We start from the raw sequence: 17,551 nt of genomic DNA, 5'->3' as shown, positions 1-17,551 counted from the left end.
GCACTGAGATGGCTCAGCTAGAGTTCCGTCATCTATCAGCCTGGCGCGTAGTCGCTGAGCAGTCATCAGGGAAGAGACCATGCAAATTCAGCATCTGGAAATCGCGAACTTCCGCAAGCTCCTGTCTGTACGAATCGACCTCGCGTCTGAGACTACCCTCCTCGTTGGAGCCAACAACAGTGGCAAATCCTCTGCCATGTTGGCCTTACGCAAGTTCCTATTGTCGAAAGCATCGGTTTTCAGACTGCAGGATCTGACTCTGAGCCATCTCGCCACAATCGATTCGATTGGAGAAGCTTGGGAGGGTGCAGATAGTAGCTTTCCAATCCCCGTGGCAAACGACTGGGCTGACTGGTTGCCAACGCTGGATGTATGGCTCGAAGCATCTCAGGGTGAGCTTCACCACATCCGCGACCTCATTCCTAACTTCACGTGGAAAGGCGGCCATGTAGGCATGCGGTTCCGCTTGGAACCGGATGAAATGACAACGCTGTTTGTTGATTACCGCAAAGAGCGGGAGCGTGTGAAGCTGCTTCAGCAAGAAATTCAGAAACAGGCCGCTCAAGGTACGGAACCACCGTCGCTTCCGCTCTGGCCGCAGAGCTTGCATGACTACCTGAATCGACGAATTGGTAGAACTTTCAAGATTCGATGGTACCGCCTTGATCCAGGCCAGCTCCAAGCCCCCGATCCGGTAACTCGTAAAGCGAACCAGCAAGCGCTCGCGGCCACTGCAACGCCACTTGAGCGCAACCCCCTTACTGACCTGATTCGAATCCATGAGATCAATGCTCAACGCGGCTTCGGTGATAGCGCTGACGAGGGCGTCTTGGAAGGAGGACATGGCTCGGGCAGGAAACTCTCGGAGCAACTACGAGCGTACTACAGCAGACACCTTGATCCAGGTGATAGCCCAGATGTTTCAGATTTGGAGGCACTCAGAGCAATCGAGGCCGCTCAAACTGCCTTTGACACACGCTTGAGCACGAGCTTCGCGCCAGCGCTACAGGAAGTGGCTGGCTTGGGATATCCGAATAACTCCGATCCGTCCATCCGAGTAGCCACTCGCCTCGCCCCTACGGACGGGATGAACCATGAAGCCGCTGTGCTGTTTGAACTGGACTCCGTCGGAGGAGCTCCTGGAGCGCCGCCTCTCAGGCTTCCCGAGACGTCCAACGGACTGGGATATCAAAATCTCATCTCGATGATATTCCGATTGATGGCGTTTCGAGATGAATGGCTGAAGAAGTACAGGAGTCCTGAAGAGCAAAGCGCAACAGGTGTTGAGCCTATCCACTTAGTTCTCATCGAGGAACCGGAGGCTCACCTGCACGTCCAGGTTCAGCAAGCATTCATAAAACACGCCTACCATGTACTGTGCAGCGACCCACTGTTAGAAAAGTACTCAAATCTCAGAACACAGCTAGTAGTCAGTTCACACTCCAGCCATGTGGCTCATGAGATTGACTACGAAAACCTAAGGTACTTCCGCAGACTCCCCTCTGGCATGGCCGGGGTACCAATTCCGGTCTCTACTGTGTCGAACCTTAGTACCGTCTTCGGCAAGCCAAATCAAACAAAGGAATTTGTTACCCGTTACCTTCGCGCCCAACATGCCGACCTATTTTTTGCGGATGCGGTGATTCTGGTCGAGGGAGCTGCTGAACGCATGATGCTTCCTCATTTTTTGAGGCAGCACTTCCGCTTTCTTGACCAGTGCTACATCACCATCCTGGACATCGGGGGAAGCCACGCGCATCGTCTCCGGCCACTGATTGATGCATTAGGCATTGTCACTCTGGTGATAACCGACTTGGACGCAGGAATCCTTCAGGTAGGCAAACCTGTCGAGCGGAAAAAAGGCCAATCCACTAACAACCCAACAGTGCGTCATTGGATGCGAGCAGCAGGCCTTGGTCATGATGTGGATTCACTACTGGATCTGCCCTTCGACAGTAAAGCTCAACAAATTGACGATCTGTTTTCGATCAGGATCGCTTATCAAACGCCCATTACCATCCGCCTACCCAAAACCGGGATGGACGTCGAAGCATTACCAAACACGTTTGAAGATAGCCTCGTGCTGAGCAACACCGAGCATTTTGCAGGCAAGGCGGGACGCGGGCTGACGCGATCCTTTGCGAAGGCGCTACGCGAAGCCGAGACATCCCTCGACCTTGGCACAGGGCTGTTCACCAAACTTAAGGATGGTGATAAGGCTGAGTTTGCCCTGCACGTTCTCGGCGACTCAAATTTTACCCAACTGACCGTCCCGACCTATATCCATGAAGGCCTGACGTGGCTGCAGTCCAAGCTCGAAAGAAAAAGCAAAGAGCTCTTGGTCATTCCATCAGCGATTGTCGAGGTGACGCCATGAGCACCCAGCCAGAAGTTTCGATGGATGATGTTCCTGATGCCGACCAGGTTATTCAGGACTGTCTGAATCTCGACCATCCGAAGAGTTTTTTCCTATACGCCGGTGCTGGCTCTGGAAAAACCCATTCGTTAGTCGAGGCCGTGAAAAATCTAAAGAACAGGGAGCGGCAACGACTGACATTTGAAGGACGTCAAATCGCGATCATCACCTATACCAATGCGGCGTCCGAAGAAATTTCCCGCCGTCTTGAACACGATCCTCTAGTGATTGTGTCAACCATCCACGCTTTCTCTTGGAGGATGATTCAGGGCTTCAATGACGACATTCGCGAGTGGCTTCGAGTAAAGCTGACCAAAGACATTGGAGAACTGGATGAACGGCTTGGGAAGGCCCAACGGCAGAACAAGACATTTCTAGCAAACCAAGCCTCGAGAGATAGCAAAGCTCGACGGCTCGATTCGCTGGGTGAGATAACGACATTCACTTACAGCCCTACTGGTGAAAACCGAGGTAGGCAGGCTCTGAATCACAGTGAAGTCATCCAAATGGCGGCTGAGTTTATTCAACAGACGCCACTGCTGAACGTTATGGCAGATCTGCACCCGGTACTTTTGATCGATGAGAGCCAAGATACCTACGGGCCACTCATGGACGCTTTTCTGCGAGCACAATCCCTCATCCCTGACCGGTTCTGTCTCGGGCTTCTCGGCGATACCATGCAGCGCATCTACACCGATGGGAAGGTGCGCTTGGAAGACGCGATCCCTCGAGACTGGGCCGTGCCCGAAAAACGTGTGAACCGTCGCTGCCCCACACGAGTCGTTGATCTTATCAACGTAATACGTGCGGGCGGAGACAGACACCAGCAAACGCCAAAGCCGGGCGCTATAGAGGGCACGGTTCGAATGTTTTGCACCCAGCAGGCACCAGGTCAAGGTTTCGAATTAGAGGAAGACATAGCCCAGCGCATGGCAGCCATCACCGGCGATGCTCAGTGGGCAGCTGGTAAGGATGGAAGGAAGACCCTCATCCTTGAACACAAGATGGCTGGACGTCGAATGGGGTTCGAGGGTGTGTTTACACCGCTGTCTAGGGTGGAGCACCTACGAACGGGGCTACTGGACGGAACACTGCCGATCTTGAAACTGTTTTTCGAAAGACTGGCCCCAATTCTTCAAGCTGCCAAGACGAACGACTTCAGTCTTATGGAAGCTGTGCGGCTACAGTCTCCACTTCTCGACCCTAAATCCATGAAGGAGGCACCTGACCAGTTAGCCTTGCTTAAGAAAGCGGGAGACGCTAGTGAATCGCTTTGTGAGCTGTTCAATGACAACGATCCCCTGATAGGAGACGTCGCTCACGTGCTGCATCAAACAGGCCTTCTAGATCTCCCTGACCGACTTGTAGCCGCTCTACGGCTGGGCGCTACGACTGATGACCCTCCCGAGACATCGGATCGTGATGCATTAGAAACCCATGCGTACCAGGTTCTACTTGGGCGTCCCTTCTCGGAAATGGCTGCGTTCGCTGGCTATACCGAGGGGCTATCTCCCTTCGACACGCACCAAGGTGTGAAGGGGCTGGAGTTCCCCAGAGTCATGGTCATCCTCAATGACGAAGAAGCAGGTGGCTTCCTTTTCAGTTACGACAAGCTCTTGGGCATCAAGCCAGCTTCTGACAGCGACATAAAAAATCAACGTGAGGGCAAAGATGATTCCTTGGCTCGCACTCGTCGCCTGCTGTATGTCACTTGCAGTCGGGCCGAAGAAAGTCTCGCAATTGTGGTTTACACCGCTCAACCTGAGATAGCTAAACAACGAGTGACCGAGGCTGGTTGGCTCAAGCCTGAAGAGATCGATCTTCTGTGAGCTGCCATAGTAGTGACTTCTCGAGGCAGATTGTTAAAGAGCCAGGTGCGCCCCGGATTCTCTAGACACCTTGCAAGCTCATTGCGTAACGCTTTTCAAACTCTACCGGTGACAGTTGATTGTTGAAACCATGCCGGCGTTTTGCGTTGTAGAACATCTCGATGTAATCAAACACATCACTGCGAGCATCTTCCCGCGTGGTGTAGATTTTCCGCTTGATCCGTTCCCGCTTTAGAAGCTGGAAAAAGCTCTCGGCCACGGCGTTGTCATGACAGTTGCAATGGATCACTCACATGAATCCTACGGACGATGCACATATTGCTCACCTGTGAACATAGAGAATTTCGTATAGGCGAGACCTGCAAGGCACGTAAATCAATGGCTTGCCTGCATAAGCCACCTACACACCTACACACCTACACACCTACACACCTACACACCTACACAGATTGGTGTCGGATCTGTCCTATAAGAGTTCGATTCCCTTCACCCGCTCCAATCGAATTCTGGTCTCACGTCGCGTGGTTTTGGCGGGGGATATTAAAAAACCGGCTCTTGGTGGCCGGTTTTTTTTCGTCCGCAGTTTGTTGGGCTCCGCCCTTAAAGCACAGTGCTTGCAGTAATACCGACCCAGGATGAGCGAAGAAAACTCGACCTGTTTAATTTTCGTAAACACATCCGGCGAAGACACGTTTAAATACATTCCACGTTACGCCCTAGAGGCTACGAGACCTTGCGTCCTTACTTACGCGTGCGTCAGAATCCGCCGGCTTGTGCGCTTTACCCCCGGCCTCTATCGTTTACCTGCCACTGCCCATCAGTGGTCGGGTTTAGTAGCCCGGATGGTGTTAGTAAGGTGCATGAGCACCATTCAGTCAGGTATTTCTATTCCTGCACTTGATGGTGGTTGTGCGCAGGGCGCCCCTGGGCGCGCCGGCATTGCTAATTCCACCGGTCTACTAACCTGCGCACAGCCGCCACCCTTCTTTTAGTAGAGAACGGTTGCGGCCCCAACTCTGGAATTAGACATATGTTCAAGGTTACCCCCAACCCCCCGGATATCGATTCGGTACTCTACGGCGACTCTCTCGACCCTGAAAAGTTGAAAGAGGCGGCAGACCGCGCACTCAAGCACTACCTGAACCCGGGGGCGCCGAAAACGCAGATACGGCCCCGCAAGCCCAGTACGATCTTCACCATCGACGCAGCGGTGGATGACGAAACGTTGCTCGTTGAGGCGTGCGAATCCTTGGCATCCGCCAGCGTGATGGTCAGCGACCTCACCGACTTGACGGACGGCCCACGACGCCAAACGATGCTGGTGTTGCAACGGGTCATCATGTTGGGTGAGTTAGCGGTCAATCGAGTACTGGATAACCACAAGCCTGGCTAATCGCCAGGGATTGTTGTGGGGGCACTTGCGCCCCCCAACAGTCATTCAGTCCAACAACGAAGCCTGTTTGAGCAATTCGAAAAGCCCTTCAGGAACTAGCGCAGACGTAGCGGTGAAGCTGGAACCCAGGCACCACGTGGCTTTGAACGAATCACCATTGGTTTCATGACCGTCTAACCAAGATCGCTCATAGACGTCTACATCATCAAACCTTGCATCGTAGACCTGGACTATTTCGTGTCCTGGCTTGCCTGCGTAGGTGAAAATGCTTTCCAAAGTGCCAATCAATCGAACATCACTGATCGAAAGAGCCAGTTCTTCTTGCACTTCACGGACGATGGCATCGATACCTCGTTCGCCGAACTCAATGCCGCCGCCAATAGGGCGAAAAAGGGTTCGCTGTTCAACGGAGTCATAGAATTGGTTAACCAGTATTTTTCCGTGATGATGAAAGATACAGAGCGCGAGGGCACGAATGCGTGGTTCTGACATGAGTAAAATTCCCTTTTGACTTGATGAGCTGACGGCACTGGATTCCCCCAACATGACGCATGAAATCCAGTAGCAGTGAGATCGCGACCCACAATACTCAATGTGCGAACAGACATTCTAAGCGGAGCCTGGCTGCCAATTATGAGGAAGCAGCTCGCCCATTTCACTTGTCCCCGTGTGTGAGCGCGAAATCAATCGCTGGCTCGAACTGGCCGACAAAGCCAGTGGCTGATCAGCGTCACAACACCCACCACCAGCCCCGCCAGCAACGCGCCACCCGCCGCAGGTTGCGCGCAGCAGGCACCTCAAAGCGTCGATAGGCTGGTGAGCGGTAGTATGACGGGCGGACGGTTTGCCGATTTCCCTCTGCTATATAGTTTGTCCGACGATGGCTGTCCGGCGCGAAAGGCCGTAATCGGCCATAGCGGACAGTCAGCAACATCAGTGTGATCAGTTCCCGACTTCTACGAGTGCTGCCAGCATGTGGACAGCCAGCTCGTTAGTCAGGACCGATTGCAATCTGGATATCTTCCCCACGTGCACACATACTCCCAGAGCAGCTTTCGCTCTAAGTGCTTGATGTAGGCGGTGGTGTAAGGTTGGCCCATGTCGACAGGACAGGCCGAAACCCAAAGGTGCTCAAGTGGCGTGGTTTCGAGAAGTGTCAACCTAAAAGTATTGCCTCCAGAATGTCCGGGACGTTCGCTGAACGCTGACGTGTTGAATTGACGCAACCTGTCAGCCAGTGTCTGGCCTGTCGTCTCGCCAATGTAGATGATGAAATCGTTGTTTACCCGGTAGTTGTCAGGTTTCTTTTTACTGCGGGCGATGAAGTACACACCCGGCAGATTCTTTCCTTCGAGTTCTGTCCGCTCAGACCAAGGACGCCAATCACAAAACCCTACCTCGCCCACCATAATCTGGCCCTCCCCGAAAAACTGTCTTTTTTAACATCATCGGCACATCAAAGGGAGATTTGCTTTTCCGCGTAAATGGCCGCTTTTGGCCGTTTTCCGCCTTTCGCCACCGGCAGCAATGGGTCGATATCTGCCGCTTGCGTGCGCACAGTCCGCACATCAAGATCCCTAGCAACTCAGAAGCTTCGTACCCAATCAGGGAGGACTGACCGCAATGGAGATTCAACGAGTTACGCACATGCCGTCACAAATTTCTGCCCTTGAGAAAGAGGCTGTGGCAGAAGGTTTCAGGTTTATCACCCGGCTGACTTCGGAATGGCATTCAGGCACCAATTGCTTCGATGCGCCAGGCGAATGCCTAATGGCAGCGTATCTAGACCGACAACTGGTGGGCGTTGGAGGTCTGTCTGTTGATCCGTTCACGCATACCCGCACAGGAAGGCTGCGGCGTGTTTATGTGACTCCTGCGTCACGGGGGCAACAGATTGGCAGGCGACTGGTTAGCGCCTTGCTTGCCCACGCCGCTTTGCACTTTGAAAGTGTGCGTCTTTACACCGACACTTCTGAGGGAAGCACTTTTTACCTGCGCTGCGGCTTCACACGAACTCAAGACGCTCATGCGACTCACATCGTGCAGCTAAGAAGCTCTGACTCTGGCAGCTATCGGCCATTTGCGGCCTGTTGCAAAGGTGGGCTACCGATCTATAGCTGCATCCTTTCGTTATCAGAATCAGGTCGAAGGCTCACACCGACAAGCTAAAGTTTTTCGTACATCACCTCGAATTCTTCACCCAATTCCTGTTGGATGGATTTCAGTAATTTAGCGGCGGCCTCGTCAAATCTTGCGTAATCGTCTGCACTCCAAGGGCCGGGATCTGGTGGGTAATCCCAGTTCAGCGAGGTGTCATGCCACTGTGAAAGCTCGTTAAGCATTGCCTGGACTTGGTTACTGAGTGGTAGCCTCTCTTCAATAGGCCCTACAGAAAATTTATCCCGGGCAATATTGTTTCCACACCAAAGGCAACCGCCGCCCCATTCGAACATTAAGCGAACACGATAGCGTTCTGCCCCCATCATTGGGCTCCATTTTTTTGTGGGTACATGGTGCGCACAATAGGCTGGCAAAGATATCCACGCTAGGCCAGCAACCGGACGCAGGGTTTCTTCAATTTCCGTCAATCGACATTCCGACTTCAGCAACGCCCTCCCACACTGAAATACCTTGCAACCCTTGCCTGATTGAGAAATCCCACGCGCTTTTCTAAATTTTTTCCCACAACGCCGGGCCCCTCTGACAGCGAATCGCTGCCATGTCGGAGTTGCAGTTTGTACAACTTCGACACTGAGAGGAGGGGCTTATGACTGCCCTGGAACCGTTCTTTTTTGCCGAGTTTCTCGGCACCGCCACTTGGTTGTGGCTCGTTTTTATCAGCATCGTTATCAGCCTGTTGGTCTTCGACCTCGGGGTGCTACACCGCGAGCATCGAGAAATCGGCGTTCGTGAAAGCCTGCTGCTGTCTGCTGGCTATATCACGGCCAGCTTGCTGTTTGGGCTCTGGGTCTGGCAGGTCAAGGGCGGTGATGCCGGGATGGATTTCTACACAGGCTTTCTGATCGAGAAATCGTTGTCGATGGACAACGTATTTCTTATGGCGATGATCTTCAGCTTTCTCTCAATCCCGCGTAAGTATCAGCACGAGGTGCTGTTCTGGGGCATTCTCGGTGTGATAGTGCTGCGCGCGATCATGATTGGCCTAGGTGCGGCGCTGATCGCCGAGTTCAGCTGGATTCTCTATGTGTTCGGCATCTTCCTGCTGTTGACCGGGGCCAAGATGCTGTTCAGCAAGATCGATGACCACCCGGACCTTAGTGAAAACCTGCTGGTGAAGTTCCTGCGCAAGCACATGCGGGTGACCGATCGCTTGCATGAAGGGCGCTTCTTCGTCCGCCAGGCGGATGCCAGTGGGAAGTCCGTGCTCTGGGTGACGCCGTTGTTCCTGGCCCTGGTGCTGATTGAATGTGCCGACTTGGTGTTCGCTGTGGACAGCGTGCCGGCGATCTTTGCCATCACCCAGGATCCCTTCATCGTCTACACCTCTAACATCTTCGCCATCCTTGGCCTGCGTGCGTTGTATTTCGCTCTGGCGGCGATGATTCACCGCTTCGCCTATCTCAAGTACGCCCTGGCGCTTGTGCTGGTGTTTATCGGCGGCAAGATCTTCCTGGTCGGCATCATCGGCAAGATTGCGCCGGTGATTTCCCTGAGCGTGACCCTGGCTTTGCTGCTGGGCGGTGTGCTGCTATCGCTTTGGAAAACCCGCGACCAGGCCTCTGCTCGCTCGCAGGTTTAGATCCAAACAGGCGGCGGCCGCTACACGAAAACAATATTTGCAACTGCCATCGGGGGCCATAGGCCGATGTCGTTGAATGGGTGAGGGGCAGCCGAAAGTGAGCCGCCCCTCATCACTTAAACGCGATGTACTGTTGTGTAGGCGCGTTGGTGAATAGTCCGCCCCCCTTCGATGCGTTCTCGAATGCAGACGCGAATTGGTAGAGTCCGATATCGTTCATCTGCACGACCTTGCTTTCATTCGCCGATCCGTGGAGCGAGTGAAAGACAATGCCTCGAACGGGAATCCCCCCTGGGTTGATTAATGCGTTGAGGATTTTTACAGGTAAATCCGTCTTCGTTTCAGGCCCTATGTACGATGCGTTTTTGCTTGCCATATTGATAAGGCACCAGAACAACCATTTGGGTGACATTTGCTGGCCGGTGCTGGGATGACCCAGTGTCGCGTTGACGCTTCCTTTCGCTTCAACAATCAGGTACTCAATTACGTTGCCTGTGCGCATGTCGCGTTTGACCCAAATCTGGTCTATTCCATTGGGGCGCATCCCGTTTGCGGACTTCCCCATTTTCATCTGGTAGTCCGTGCCATACGCGGTGATCAGGAGTTTGCTTGCTGCATATTCCCCGCGGGCCGACGTTATAGACTGCGGGGTCTTCAGATCTCCACGAAGGTTCGTGTAGTGGGTGCTCAAGCGATTTCCAGATTTGACATCGTTTCTTTTGAACCGGTCCCAGCCGAGGCTGTGATCCTCCCCCCGAAGCCAGGTGTTCACCGCTTCCCTGGTCGTGGCGTCGAGCCTGGAAACGGCGTCGTAGTGATCCCACGCTTCTTTTGCCTGCCGACGCACGATCCCTTGCTGCCGTATATCCTCGAATGCCAGCAACATCTGCGCACGATGCGTCCGAATCCACTGCACATGCTGATTAGTTGAGTCGAACAGCGGATGACTATGGGCGCTACCTTGGGTATGACGCGCATCCCGCCTCAGTGCCTGTGAGATTTCAAGTTGGCCCTGCATGTCGAGTAGAACGAGTTGGTCGGCGCTGGAATTGCTCGGAAGGACGGCGTGACGGTTCACGATCTGGCTGACCAGGCTACTCTCGGGCGGATCCAGCAACTTTCGTATGCCTATCGTTCCGAGGGCTGTGTAAGGGTATTGCTGGCTCGATAAAAGCGTCAGGTTATTCGTGGTCAGATCCAGCGTAGGTTGGTCGCCCAGATAAAGATCTACTTTCAGACCGCCAGGCCGCCCCGCTTCCAGGTTGTTCAAGATGCGTTGATTCAGCTGGTCGTTGGTGTCGGTATAACTTGTCAGCTGGTTCATATCAGGCGCCGTCCGTTGGCAAGGGTAAAGGCCGGATACAGAGCCGCAGTGAACGGTCGTTTACGGTCACTATCACTACGCGGGGCTTGATAGCAGCATAGAACACTGTGTCTGGAGTGTGGGTCTGAATTCAAAACCGGTGTAACGGGCGCTCAGGGGCATTCAGCGGGAATACGCGGATGCCTGCAAGAAGCCGCCTGCGCAAGCGGCATGACGCGAAATGGGCCGGCCACACATCGCCAACATGCGCAGGGTGCTGGATCCTATTGTTTACACGGTTCCGGTCAGTCGAAAAACCATCACCGTGCTCAATCAGAACCTTCAGTACCGTAGCGCCAGACTGAAGGCTATCCGCTCGGCCCTTAAAGGCCGTGAGTCACTACGCCAAAAGGTACAGTGATGGATGATAATCAGAGTCAAGGCTCACCAGTCCAGATGGTCAAGTGAGATGCAATGCCCCACTCGCGTCAGCCCTCCGCTAACAAGCAGAAAATGGGTTGACGCACGTGGCAATTCTCTCTAGATTCATCCCCATCGAAGCGACTGACCAGATGAGATTGAGCGCTTCCCAGCGACGAAAGTCGTAACCGCGCAAGGCGGTTCGTAAGTGGTGTCTGGATCTGCTTTACCGAATACAATAAAAAGACGCCTGCGGCGTCTTTTTTCGTTTCTGTCTCTAACGCTTGGTCGATGTCGGCTGCCGCATGTGGATCTTACCGCACAGCAATATAAAGCCCATCCTGCCCAGTAATCGAGGCGGTTTGTCGGTTTGATGATAAGCGCTTTCAACGACAAGGTTCAGGTCCTGAGGCTTATCCTTGGCAGCCCGACGTATCTCAAAAAACACGTGATAAGGTCCGTTCGGGTCTACGATCGTCATTGAGTACGCCCAATTGCGAAAATATCAACCGCCCCCCGGCAAATGCCCCAACGGCAGGGCCCCGGGAGTCTTCACCGTATGAATTGCAAAATTACTCCGGATGTCACTCACCCCCGGCAACTTCAGCAGCCGGCCAGTGAGAAAACGGTCGTAGGCCCGCAAGTCCGGCACCACCACTTGCAACAGAAAGTCCGATTCGCCTGAGACCAGAAACGCTGAAATCACCTCCGGCAACGCCGTGACCGCTTGGCGAAACGCTTCGGCCTGTTCGTCGTTGTGCCGTTCAACCTTGACGCCGACAAAGATCGTCAACCCGAGCCCCACTTCATCACGATCGAGAATGGCTTGATAACCGCGAATGACGCCGGCTTCTTCCAGCATCCGCACGCGGCGCAGGCATGGCGACGCGGACAGGCCGATTTCCTCCGCCAGTTGCACGTTGCTCAAGCGGCCGTCGCGTTGCAGCGCGGCGAGGATTTTGCGATCGAAGGCGTCCAGTTTCATGGATTGGTAGTTTCCGATTGAACTTCACGATTACTTGGCAGGTTATGCCAATTTCATAAGCTTTAGAAGCTGACTTCGCAACCACCTGCCCTGCCCCTCAGCCATAGACTGGCATTACCGAAATCGTCGATGCAGGGGGTGTGGTGTGGCAGAGCTCTGGTTGTTTTTGATGGCGTTAGTGGTGGTGTATCTGTTGCCTGGGCCGGACATGATCCTGCTTCTGCAAACCGGCGCTCGTCAGGGTAAGGGCGCGGCGCTGGCGACTGCGGTAGGCCTGGGGATCGCTCGGGGGTCTCATGTCGCGCTGGCAGCGTTGGGGCTTTCGGCGTTGTTCAAGACCGCGCCCTGGACCTTTGACGTGGTGCGCCTGGCCGGTGCCGCTTATTTGTTATGGATTGGTTTTCAATGCCTGCGGACTTCGTTGTTGCCGAGTTTTGAAAGTGCCGGCGTTAAGGCTGGAAAGCGGCATTGGCGCCAGGCGATACGGCGCGGGTTGTTGACCAACCTGCTCAATCCCAAGGCGCTGCTGTTTTGCTCGGTGCTTTTGCCACAGTTCATCGACCCACAGGGCGGGCCAGTGCTTGGGCAATTTGCAACCCTCGGCGTGGTGTTGGTCAGCGTCGGCTTATTGTTTGATAGCGCCTATGCGCTGGTGGGCGTGGCGCTCGGTCGCTGGCTCCAGCGTTCTCCTTCGGCCCAGCGCCTGCAGCAGTGGCTATTTGGGAGTCTTTTGATTGGGTTTGCGGTGCGACTGAGCTTTGTGCAGCAGTCGTAGTGCTTTGGACAGGCTGATTGGAGAAGAGCGCAGCAATCGGAGTCGAAAATCCGACCGACTTTTGGTGGTTATAGTGTTGATCATCAAAATCAAGTAGGTATAGTAACCACCAAGCACACCACACAGAGGTGATGTGAATAGCCGATTTGCCAGTTGCCCTGCCCTCCCGGAGAACGATTGACATGCTTTACCCGATTGCAATTTCCATGGGCGATGAGAAGCACGCCTGGGGTGTTGAAGTACCGGATATTCCGGGTTGTTTTTCTGCTGGCGATGACCTGGACGATGCCATGGCGATGGCCCGCGAGGCGATTGAAGGGCACTTCGAGATTCTGGCTGAGGACGGCTCGCCGATTCCATCGGCCAATACAGTCACCTTGCATGCGGCCAATGCGAAATACGCAGGTTGCACCTGGGCGCTGGTGGATATTGATGTGACCAAATATCTGGGCAAGGCGCAGAAGCTCAACATCACCTTGCCTGGCTATCTGCTGAACCGTATTGACGAATACGTGCTGCACCATCCTGAAGAAAAAAGCCGTTCCGGGTTTCTGGCCTCGGCGGCGCTGAAGGTGTTGCAGCAAGGACGTTGAAAACAAACCTGCCCTAAATCCCCTGCCCTAACCCTTGTGGGAGCGAGCCTGCTCGCGATGGCGCCCTATCAGTCAAACCCTACTGATCTGCCCATCGCGAGCAGGCTCGCTCCCACAGTTTTTTTGCAATAAGCCGGTTATTTTTCCTCCGAACCGGACTCCTGCATCTGCACCGACGACTTGGTGCCATCGGTGTTGTCCTTGGTCTCGTTGTCCGAGTTGTCGAAGCAGCCCTGCAGGGCGAACAGGCAACAGGTGAGGAAAAAGGTGCGCGTGAGATTCATGGTGTACTCCGATTGAGGGCTTTAAGCAGTGACCTCTGAATACGGTGAATGGTTGCGATGACCTTGCAGCTCAATGAACTTAAGGCTGCGCGGCAAATGTAAGTAGAATTTTCATCGCTTCATTGCTGTCACACCAGACAGGTAAGTCCCAGAAGGAAACGCAGCAATGAACTTCGCAAAAATCGCACAAAAACTGGCCCTGTGGGCAGGCAGTCCCAAGACGTTTTTGGGGGCGCTGGTGTTGTTGGTGCTCTGGGCAGTCAGCGGGCCGTTTTTCCAGTTCAACGATACCTGGCAACTGATCATCAACACCTCGACCACGATCATCACATTCCTGATGGTGTTCCTGATTCAGAACACACAGAACCGCGATACCGACATCTTGCATCTGAAGGTCGACGAATTGATCAGGGCGAACAAAAATGCGCACGATGCAATGCTCGGGCTGGAGTCGTTGGACCTCAAGCAGTTGGAGGCGATGAGAAGGCACTACCAGGCCATGGGTGAGAAGGAGGCCAAGAACCTCGGTGCCGAGCAAGGCCTGGAGCCAAAAAACAAGATCGATCTGAATCAGTGCTGAGACTGGCGCGCGAGCAGCCTTCGCCACTCGCGCGGCCAAGCGTGAAGTCAGGGCAGCGGATTACCGCCCGTCACGCCAAACACTTCCCCGGTGATGTAGCTCGACTCCTGTGACGCCAGCAGCACATAGAGCGGTGCACACTCGGCCGGTTGGCCTGGGCGCTTCATCGGAACTTGAGAACCAAAGGTGGGGATTTTCTCCTGGGGTTGTCCACCGCTGGGTTGCAGCACGGTCCAGATCGGCCCCGGCGCCACGGCGTTGACCCGTATCCCCTTGCTGATCACCTGCCCCGCCAGCGCCTTGGTGAATGCGACGATGGCCGCTTTGGTGGTGGCGTAGTCCAACAGGGTGGCGGACGGATCGTAGGATTGGATCGACGCGGTGTTGATAACCGTCGCCCCCGCCGGCATCAGCGGTACTGCGGCCTTGCAGATCCAGAACATCGCATAGATGTTGGTTTTCATGGTGTCATCGAATTGCGCGGTGGTGATATCGGCAATGTCTTTCTGTGCTTCCTGTTTACCCGCGACATTCACCAGGATATCCAGGCCACCCAGTTGCTCATGGGCGCTTTTCACCAGTTGGACGCAAAATTGCTCATCCTTCAGATCGCCCGGGATTGCAATCGCCTTGCGACCCTCGGCCTCGATCAGCTCGATGACTTGCCGCGCGTCACGCTCTTCGCTTGGCAGATAGTTGATCGCAACATCAGCGCCTTCCCGAGCGTAGGCAATGGCGGCGGCGCGACCGATGCCCGAGTCGCCACCGGTCACCAAAGCCTTGCGCCCTTCCAGGCGCCCGAAACCCTGGTAACTTTTTTCACCGTGATCGGGCTTGGGCACCATGTCCTGATCGATACCCGGTGGCGACTGCGGCTGGTCGGGGAAAGGGGGACGGGGATATTGGGTCAACGGGTTCTGCATCGCGTATTGGTTGGGTTCTCGGCGTGTGGACATCGAGCTTCTCCTTTTCGGCGGGCAAGGTGAGCCGGGACGCAAGCGCCCTGGCCCTGAATGTTAAACGTGCGGCGAATCAGCGACTGGCCTGGAGCGCCCGGGCCATTTCGAGGTGGGTCTGCAACTTAGGCAGGGTTTCGTCGGCGAACGCCTTGATTTCCGGCACTTCGGTGGTCTTGGCCTGTTCCTGGATCTGCGCAATGGCTTCCTCGGTAGCCTTGACCTGGCTGGCGGCATAGGCAGCCTCGAACGACTCGCCTTCCGGCACTTGCGGCATCAGCGTCTTGGCCTTGTCTGCCACTTCTTCCCGTGGCGCGACAGGCAGGTCGAGTTTCTTCGCAATCTTGGCCAGATGCTGGTTGGCGGTGGTGCGGTCGTTGATCACCATGATGGTGTAATCCTTGACTTCCCTGGACTCGGCCTTGCCGTGGGCCATGCGGCTGGCCTCGATGTCGGCCATGCCTTTGGCCGAAGCATCATTGATAAACTCGGCAGGCGATTGTGCCCAGGCACTGTTAATCCCCAGGCCCATCAGCACGACGAGACTGGTGCTGCGTAAAAAGGTGGCCATCCGGCTCATGGTCACGCCCTCCTCTAAAAAGTTGCGGCAGATTTCTCGCCGCTGAATCAGAACCACCTGTAACGATGTGGACAAACGTCTGTCCCGAATACGGCCGATACCGGCTTCAACGGGTAACTCTCGACGACGATGAAGTGGGTGGTTCTCCCACATGTGCGACCCGATCCAGACGCCTTCGTTCGATCCAGGGCAATGTTTCCGGCGAGCGGGCCCCACCTGATATTCGAAAGGGTCGCGAACTGAAAGGTTTGAAAATTCGTTGCGTGCCACGACGAACGGTGGCCCGTGGTCAAATATCGAACGCCTTGTGATTCTGGCGTTTAGCGGCGTACATCGCCTCATCGGCGTGGCGGAACAGTGCGACATCTTCCAGGCCATGCTCGGGGAAACAAGCCACCCCGATGCTCGGCTCGATACTCAGGCAATGCCCGTCCAGGCGCAGCGGCTGGGTCAGTGCATGACGGATCTTTTCCTGCACATGGTGGGCATCTTCCAAGGCCTGGACACTATGGAGCAGCACAACGAACTCATCGCCGCCAATGCGCGCCACGGTATCGGTGTCGCGCACACAACCCTGGAGCCGGCTGGCCACCGCCTGCAACAACATGTCGCCCACCGCGTGGCCGTAGGTATCGTTGATCTGCTTGAAGCGATCCAGGTCGATATACAGCAGCGCCATGCGCCCAGATGCCGTCCGGGCGGTGGCCAGTGCGGCCTTGAAGCGTTCGCGCAGCAATTCGCGGTTCGGCACCTGGGTCAACTGATCGTACTGAGCCATGCGCTGCAACCGGGCGTGCAATTGCTGGCGCTCGATGGCGATGGTGAGCTGCGCACAGACGTATTGCAGCAACTCCTTGTCTTGCTCGGTGTAGCGCTGGTTGTCTTGCGTGCTCTTGACGATCAACGCACCGATCGTGCCGTTTTGCGAGATCAGCGGTACACCCAGCCAGCAGGGAGCGTTCGGTTGCGCCACAAGGTCGCAAAACCCCGATGGCAACTGACTGCAACCGGGGGTCAGCAGGATTGGTTGGCCGCTGCGAATCACTTCGGCGCACAGGCGCTTGGTGACCGAGCCCGGCCCATCGGGCTGTCGTTCCAGGTCATCGACGTGATAGGCAAAGTTCAACTGCTCGCACTGCTCGTCATACAGCGCCACCGAAAAATTCAGCGCCGGCAGCCACTCGCCAATGATCAGGTGGATGCGCTTGAACAACGCCAGCAGGTCCGCAGCCGCATGGGCGGCCTCGGAAATCGCATACAACGCCGCCTGCCGGGACTCGGCCTGCTTGCGTTCGGTGATATCCCGGGCCACGGCGATCCGCAACTGGTCCGCCGGCGACCAGCGCGCCGACCACAAGATATGCACCACCCGACCGTCCTTGTGCAGGTAGCGGTTCTCGAAATTGAGCTTGGGTTCGCCGTCCATGATCTCCCGCGCCGCATCAAGAGTCCGCTGGCGGTCGGCAGGATGCACCAGGTCGATCATCGGCTGGCCGATCAGCTCCTGCGGGGTGTAACCGAAAATGCGTTCACAAGCGGCGCTGACAAACACGAAACGCCCCTGGCCGTCGACGGCACACACGGCGTCCAGCAAAAGATCCATGTAACTGGCCAGCGGCGCACGATTGCGAGTGTCCATGGGGCTGGTGGTCTTCCGATAATGCATCGTTGAAAAAA

Annotated in this window: 16 protein-coding genes and 3 pseudogenes; 8 read left to right on the top strand and 11 right to left on the bottom strand. The window is 55.3% G+C overall.

Annotated elements, in window-relative coordinates:
• The first annotated feature begins 79 nt into the window (after positions 1-79).
• Together QOM08_RS06905 and QOM08_RS06900 are read left to right on the top strand one after the other, a co-directional pair.
• Positions 80-2,377 (top strand): AAA family ATPase, encoded by a 2,298-nt coding sequence (locus tag QOM08_RS06905; RefSeq protein WP_160891810.1) that lies wholly within the window; start codon positions 80-82, stop codon positions 2,375-2,377.
• Complete coding sequence (locus tag QOM08_RS06900; protein WP_160891808.1) at positions 2,374-4,245, top strand: UvrD-helicase domain-containing protein; 1,872 nt, start codon at positions 2,374-2,376, stop codon at positions 4,243-4,245. The genes QOM08_RS06905 and QOM08_RS06900 overlap by 4 nt, the downstream gene beginning before the upstream one ends.
• Before the next feature lie 61 nt (positions 4,246-4,306).
• Here QOM08_RS06900 and QOM08_RS06895 read toward each other — a convergent pair.
• Positions 4,307-4,522 (bottom strand): annotated as a pseudogene (locus QOM08_RS06895) (IS3 family transposase); the annotation flags it as partial.
• Positions 4,523-5,275: 753 nt separating this feature from the next.
• On the opposite strand from QOM08_RS06895, the gene QOM08_RS06890 reads away from it, so the two are divergent.
• On the top strand, positions 5,276-5,638 hold the full coding sequence (locus QOM08_RS06890; RefSeq protein ID WP_173407270.1) for a DUF6124 family protein: 363 nt from the start codon (positions 5,276-5,278) through the stop codon (positions 5,636-5,638).
• A 45-nt stretch (positions 5,639-5,683) separates the two neighbouring features.
• Here the strand turns inward: QOM08_RS06890 and QOM08_RS06885 are convergent, their stop codons facing one another.
• Positions 5,684-6,130 (bottom strand): NUDIX hydrolase, encoded by a 447-nt coding sequence (locus QOM08_RS06885; protein ID WP_160891804.1) that lies wholly within the window; start codon positions 6,128-6,130, stop codon positions 5,684-5,686.
• 503 nt (positions 6,131-6,633) lie between these two features.
• Positions 6,634-7,047, bottom strand: coding sequence for a hypothetical protein (locus QOM08_RS06880; protein WP_160891802.1), 414 nt, complete (start codon positions 7,045-7,047; stop codon positions 6,634-6,636).
• A gap of 214 nt (positions 7,048-7,261) precedes the next feature.
• Here QOM08_RS06880 and QOM08_RS06875 point away from each other — a divergent pair.
• Positions 7,262-7,690 (top strand): annotated as a pseudogene (locus QOM08_RS06875) (GNAT family N-acetyltransferase); the annotation flags it as partial.
• Between the two features lie 113 nt (positions 7,691-7,803).
• Here the strand turns inward: QOM08_RS06875 and QOM08_RS06870 are convergent.
• Complete coding sequence (locus tag QOM08_RS06870; RefSeq protein WP_316912735.1) at positions 7,804-8,226, bottom strand: hypothetical protein; 423 nt, start codon at positions 8,224-8,226, stop codon at positions 7,804-7,806.
• A 179-nt stretch (positions 8,227-8,405) separates the two neighbouring features.
• Here QOM08_RS06870 and QOM08_RS06865 point away from each other — a divergent pair, with 179 nt between their 5' ends.
• The gene (locus QOM08_RS06865) at positions 8,406-9,398 is read left to right on the top strand and encodes a TerC family protein (RefSeq protein ID WP_076385991.1); all 993 of its coding nucleotides are present in this window, start codon (positions 8,406-8,408) and stop codon (positions 9,396-9,398) included.
• 112 nt (positions 9,399-9,510) lie between these two features.
• Here QOM08_RS06865 and QOM08_RS06860 read toward each other — a convergent pair whose 3' ends face one another.
• The 3 genes and pseudogenes from QOM08_RS06860 to QOM08_RS06850 form a co-directional block, all read right to left on the bottom strand.
• Positions 9,511-10,722, bottom strand: coding sequence for a hypothetical protein (locus QOM08_RS06860; protein ID WP_316912734.1), 1,212 nt, complete (start codon positions 10,720-10,722; stop codon positions 9,511-9,513).
• Between the two features lie 676 nt (positions 10,723-11,398).
• A pseudogene (locus tag QOM08_RS06855) lies at positions 11,399-11,620 on the bottom strand (hypothetical protein); the annotation flags it as partial.
• 6 nt (positions 11,621-11,626) lie between these two features.
• Positions 11,627-12,106 (bottom strand): Lrp/AsnC family transcriptional regulator, encoded by a 480-nt coding sequence (locus QOM08_RS06850; protein ID WP_047228001.1) that lies wholly within the window; start codon positions 12,104-12,106, stop codon positions 11,627-11,629.
• A gap of 145 nt (positions 12,107-12,251) precedes the next feature.
• Between QOM08_RS06850 and QOM08_RS06845 the strand changes: the two genes are divergently transcribed.
• Together QOM08_RS06845 and QOM08_RS06840 are read left to right on the top strand one after the other, a co-directional pair.
• A complete protein-coding gene (locus QOM08_RS06845; protein ID WP_316912733.1) occupies positions 12,252-12,881 on the top strand; it encodes a LysE family translocator in 630 nt (209 codons plus the stop codon).
• Between the two features lie 182 nt (positions 12,882-13,063).
• A complete protein-coding gene (locus tag QOM08_RS06840) occupies positions 13,064-13,474 on the top strand; it encodes a type II toxin-antitoxin system HicB family antitoxin (protein ID WP_047228002.1) in 411 nt (136 codons plus the stop codon).
• A gap of 137 nt (positions 13,475-13,611) precedes the next feature.
• Here QOM08_RS06840 and QOM08_RS06835 read toward each other — a convergent pair whose 3' ends face one another.
• Positions 13,612-13,758: a hypothetical protein gene (locus tag QOM08_RS06835; RefSeq protein ID WP_316912732.1), complete on the bottom strand. Its 147-nt coding sequence runs from the start codon at positions 13,756-13,758 to the stop codon at positions 13,612-13,614.
• Positions 13,759-13,924: 166 nt separating this feature from the next.
• On the opposite strand from QOM08_RS06835, the gene QOM08_RS06830 reads away from it, so the two are divergent.
• Positions 13,925-14,338: a low affinity iron permease family protein gene (locus tag QOM08_RS06830; RefSeq protein WP_047228003.1), complete on the top strand. Its 414-nt coding sequence runs from the start codon at positions 13,925-13,927 to the stop codon at positions 14,336-14,338.
• Positions 14,339-14,385: 47 nt separating this feature from the next.
• On the opposite strand, the gene QOM08_RS06825 is transcribed toward QOM08_RS06830, so the two are convergent.
• The 3 genes from QOM08_RS06825 to QOM08_RS06815 all read right to left on the bottom strand — a co-directional run bounded on the left by QOM08_RS06825 (position 14,386) and on the right by QOM08_RS06815 (position 17,513).
• Positions 14,386-15,294, bottom strand: coding sequence for an SDR family oxidoreductase (locus QOM08_RS06825; protein WP_173407280.1), 909 nt, complete (start codon positions 15,292-15,294; stop codon positions 14,386-14,388).
• 76 nt (positions 15,295-15,370) lie between these two features.
• Positions 15,371-15,874, bottom strand: coding sequence for a DUF4142 domain-containing protein (locus QOM08_RS06820; RefSeq protein ID WP_288912355.1), 504 nt, complete (start codon positions 15,872-15,874; stop codon positions 15,371-15,373).
• A gap of 289 nt (positions 15,875-16,163) precedes the next feature.
• Entirely contained in the window at positions 16,164-17,513 is a 1,350-nt protein-coding gene (locus QOM08_RS06815) for a diguanylate cyclase domain-containing protein (protein WP_047228038.1), read from the bottom strand.
• Positions 17,514-17,551: the final 38 nt, after the last annotated feature.

This window comes from Pseudomonas sp. P105 (assembly GCF_032614175.1).
GTDB lineage: Bacteria > Pseudomonadota > Gammaproteobacteria > Pseudomonadales > Pseudomonadaceae > Aquipseudomonas > Aquipseudomonas rhizophila.
This window is presented reverse-complemented; position numbering and strand designations above follow the sequence as displayed.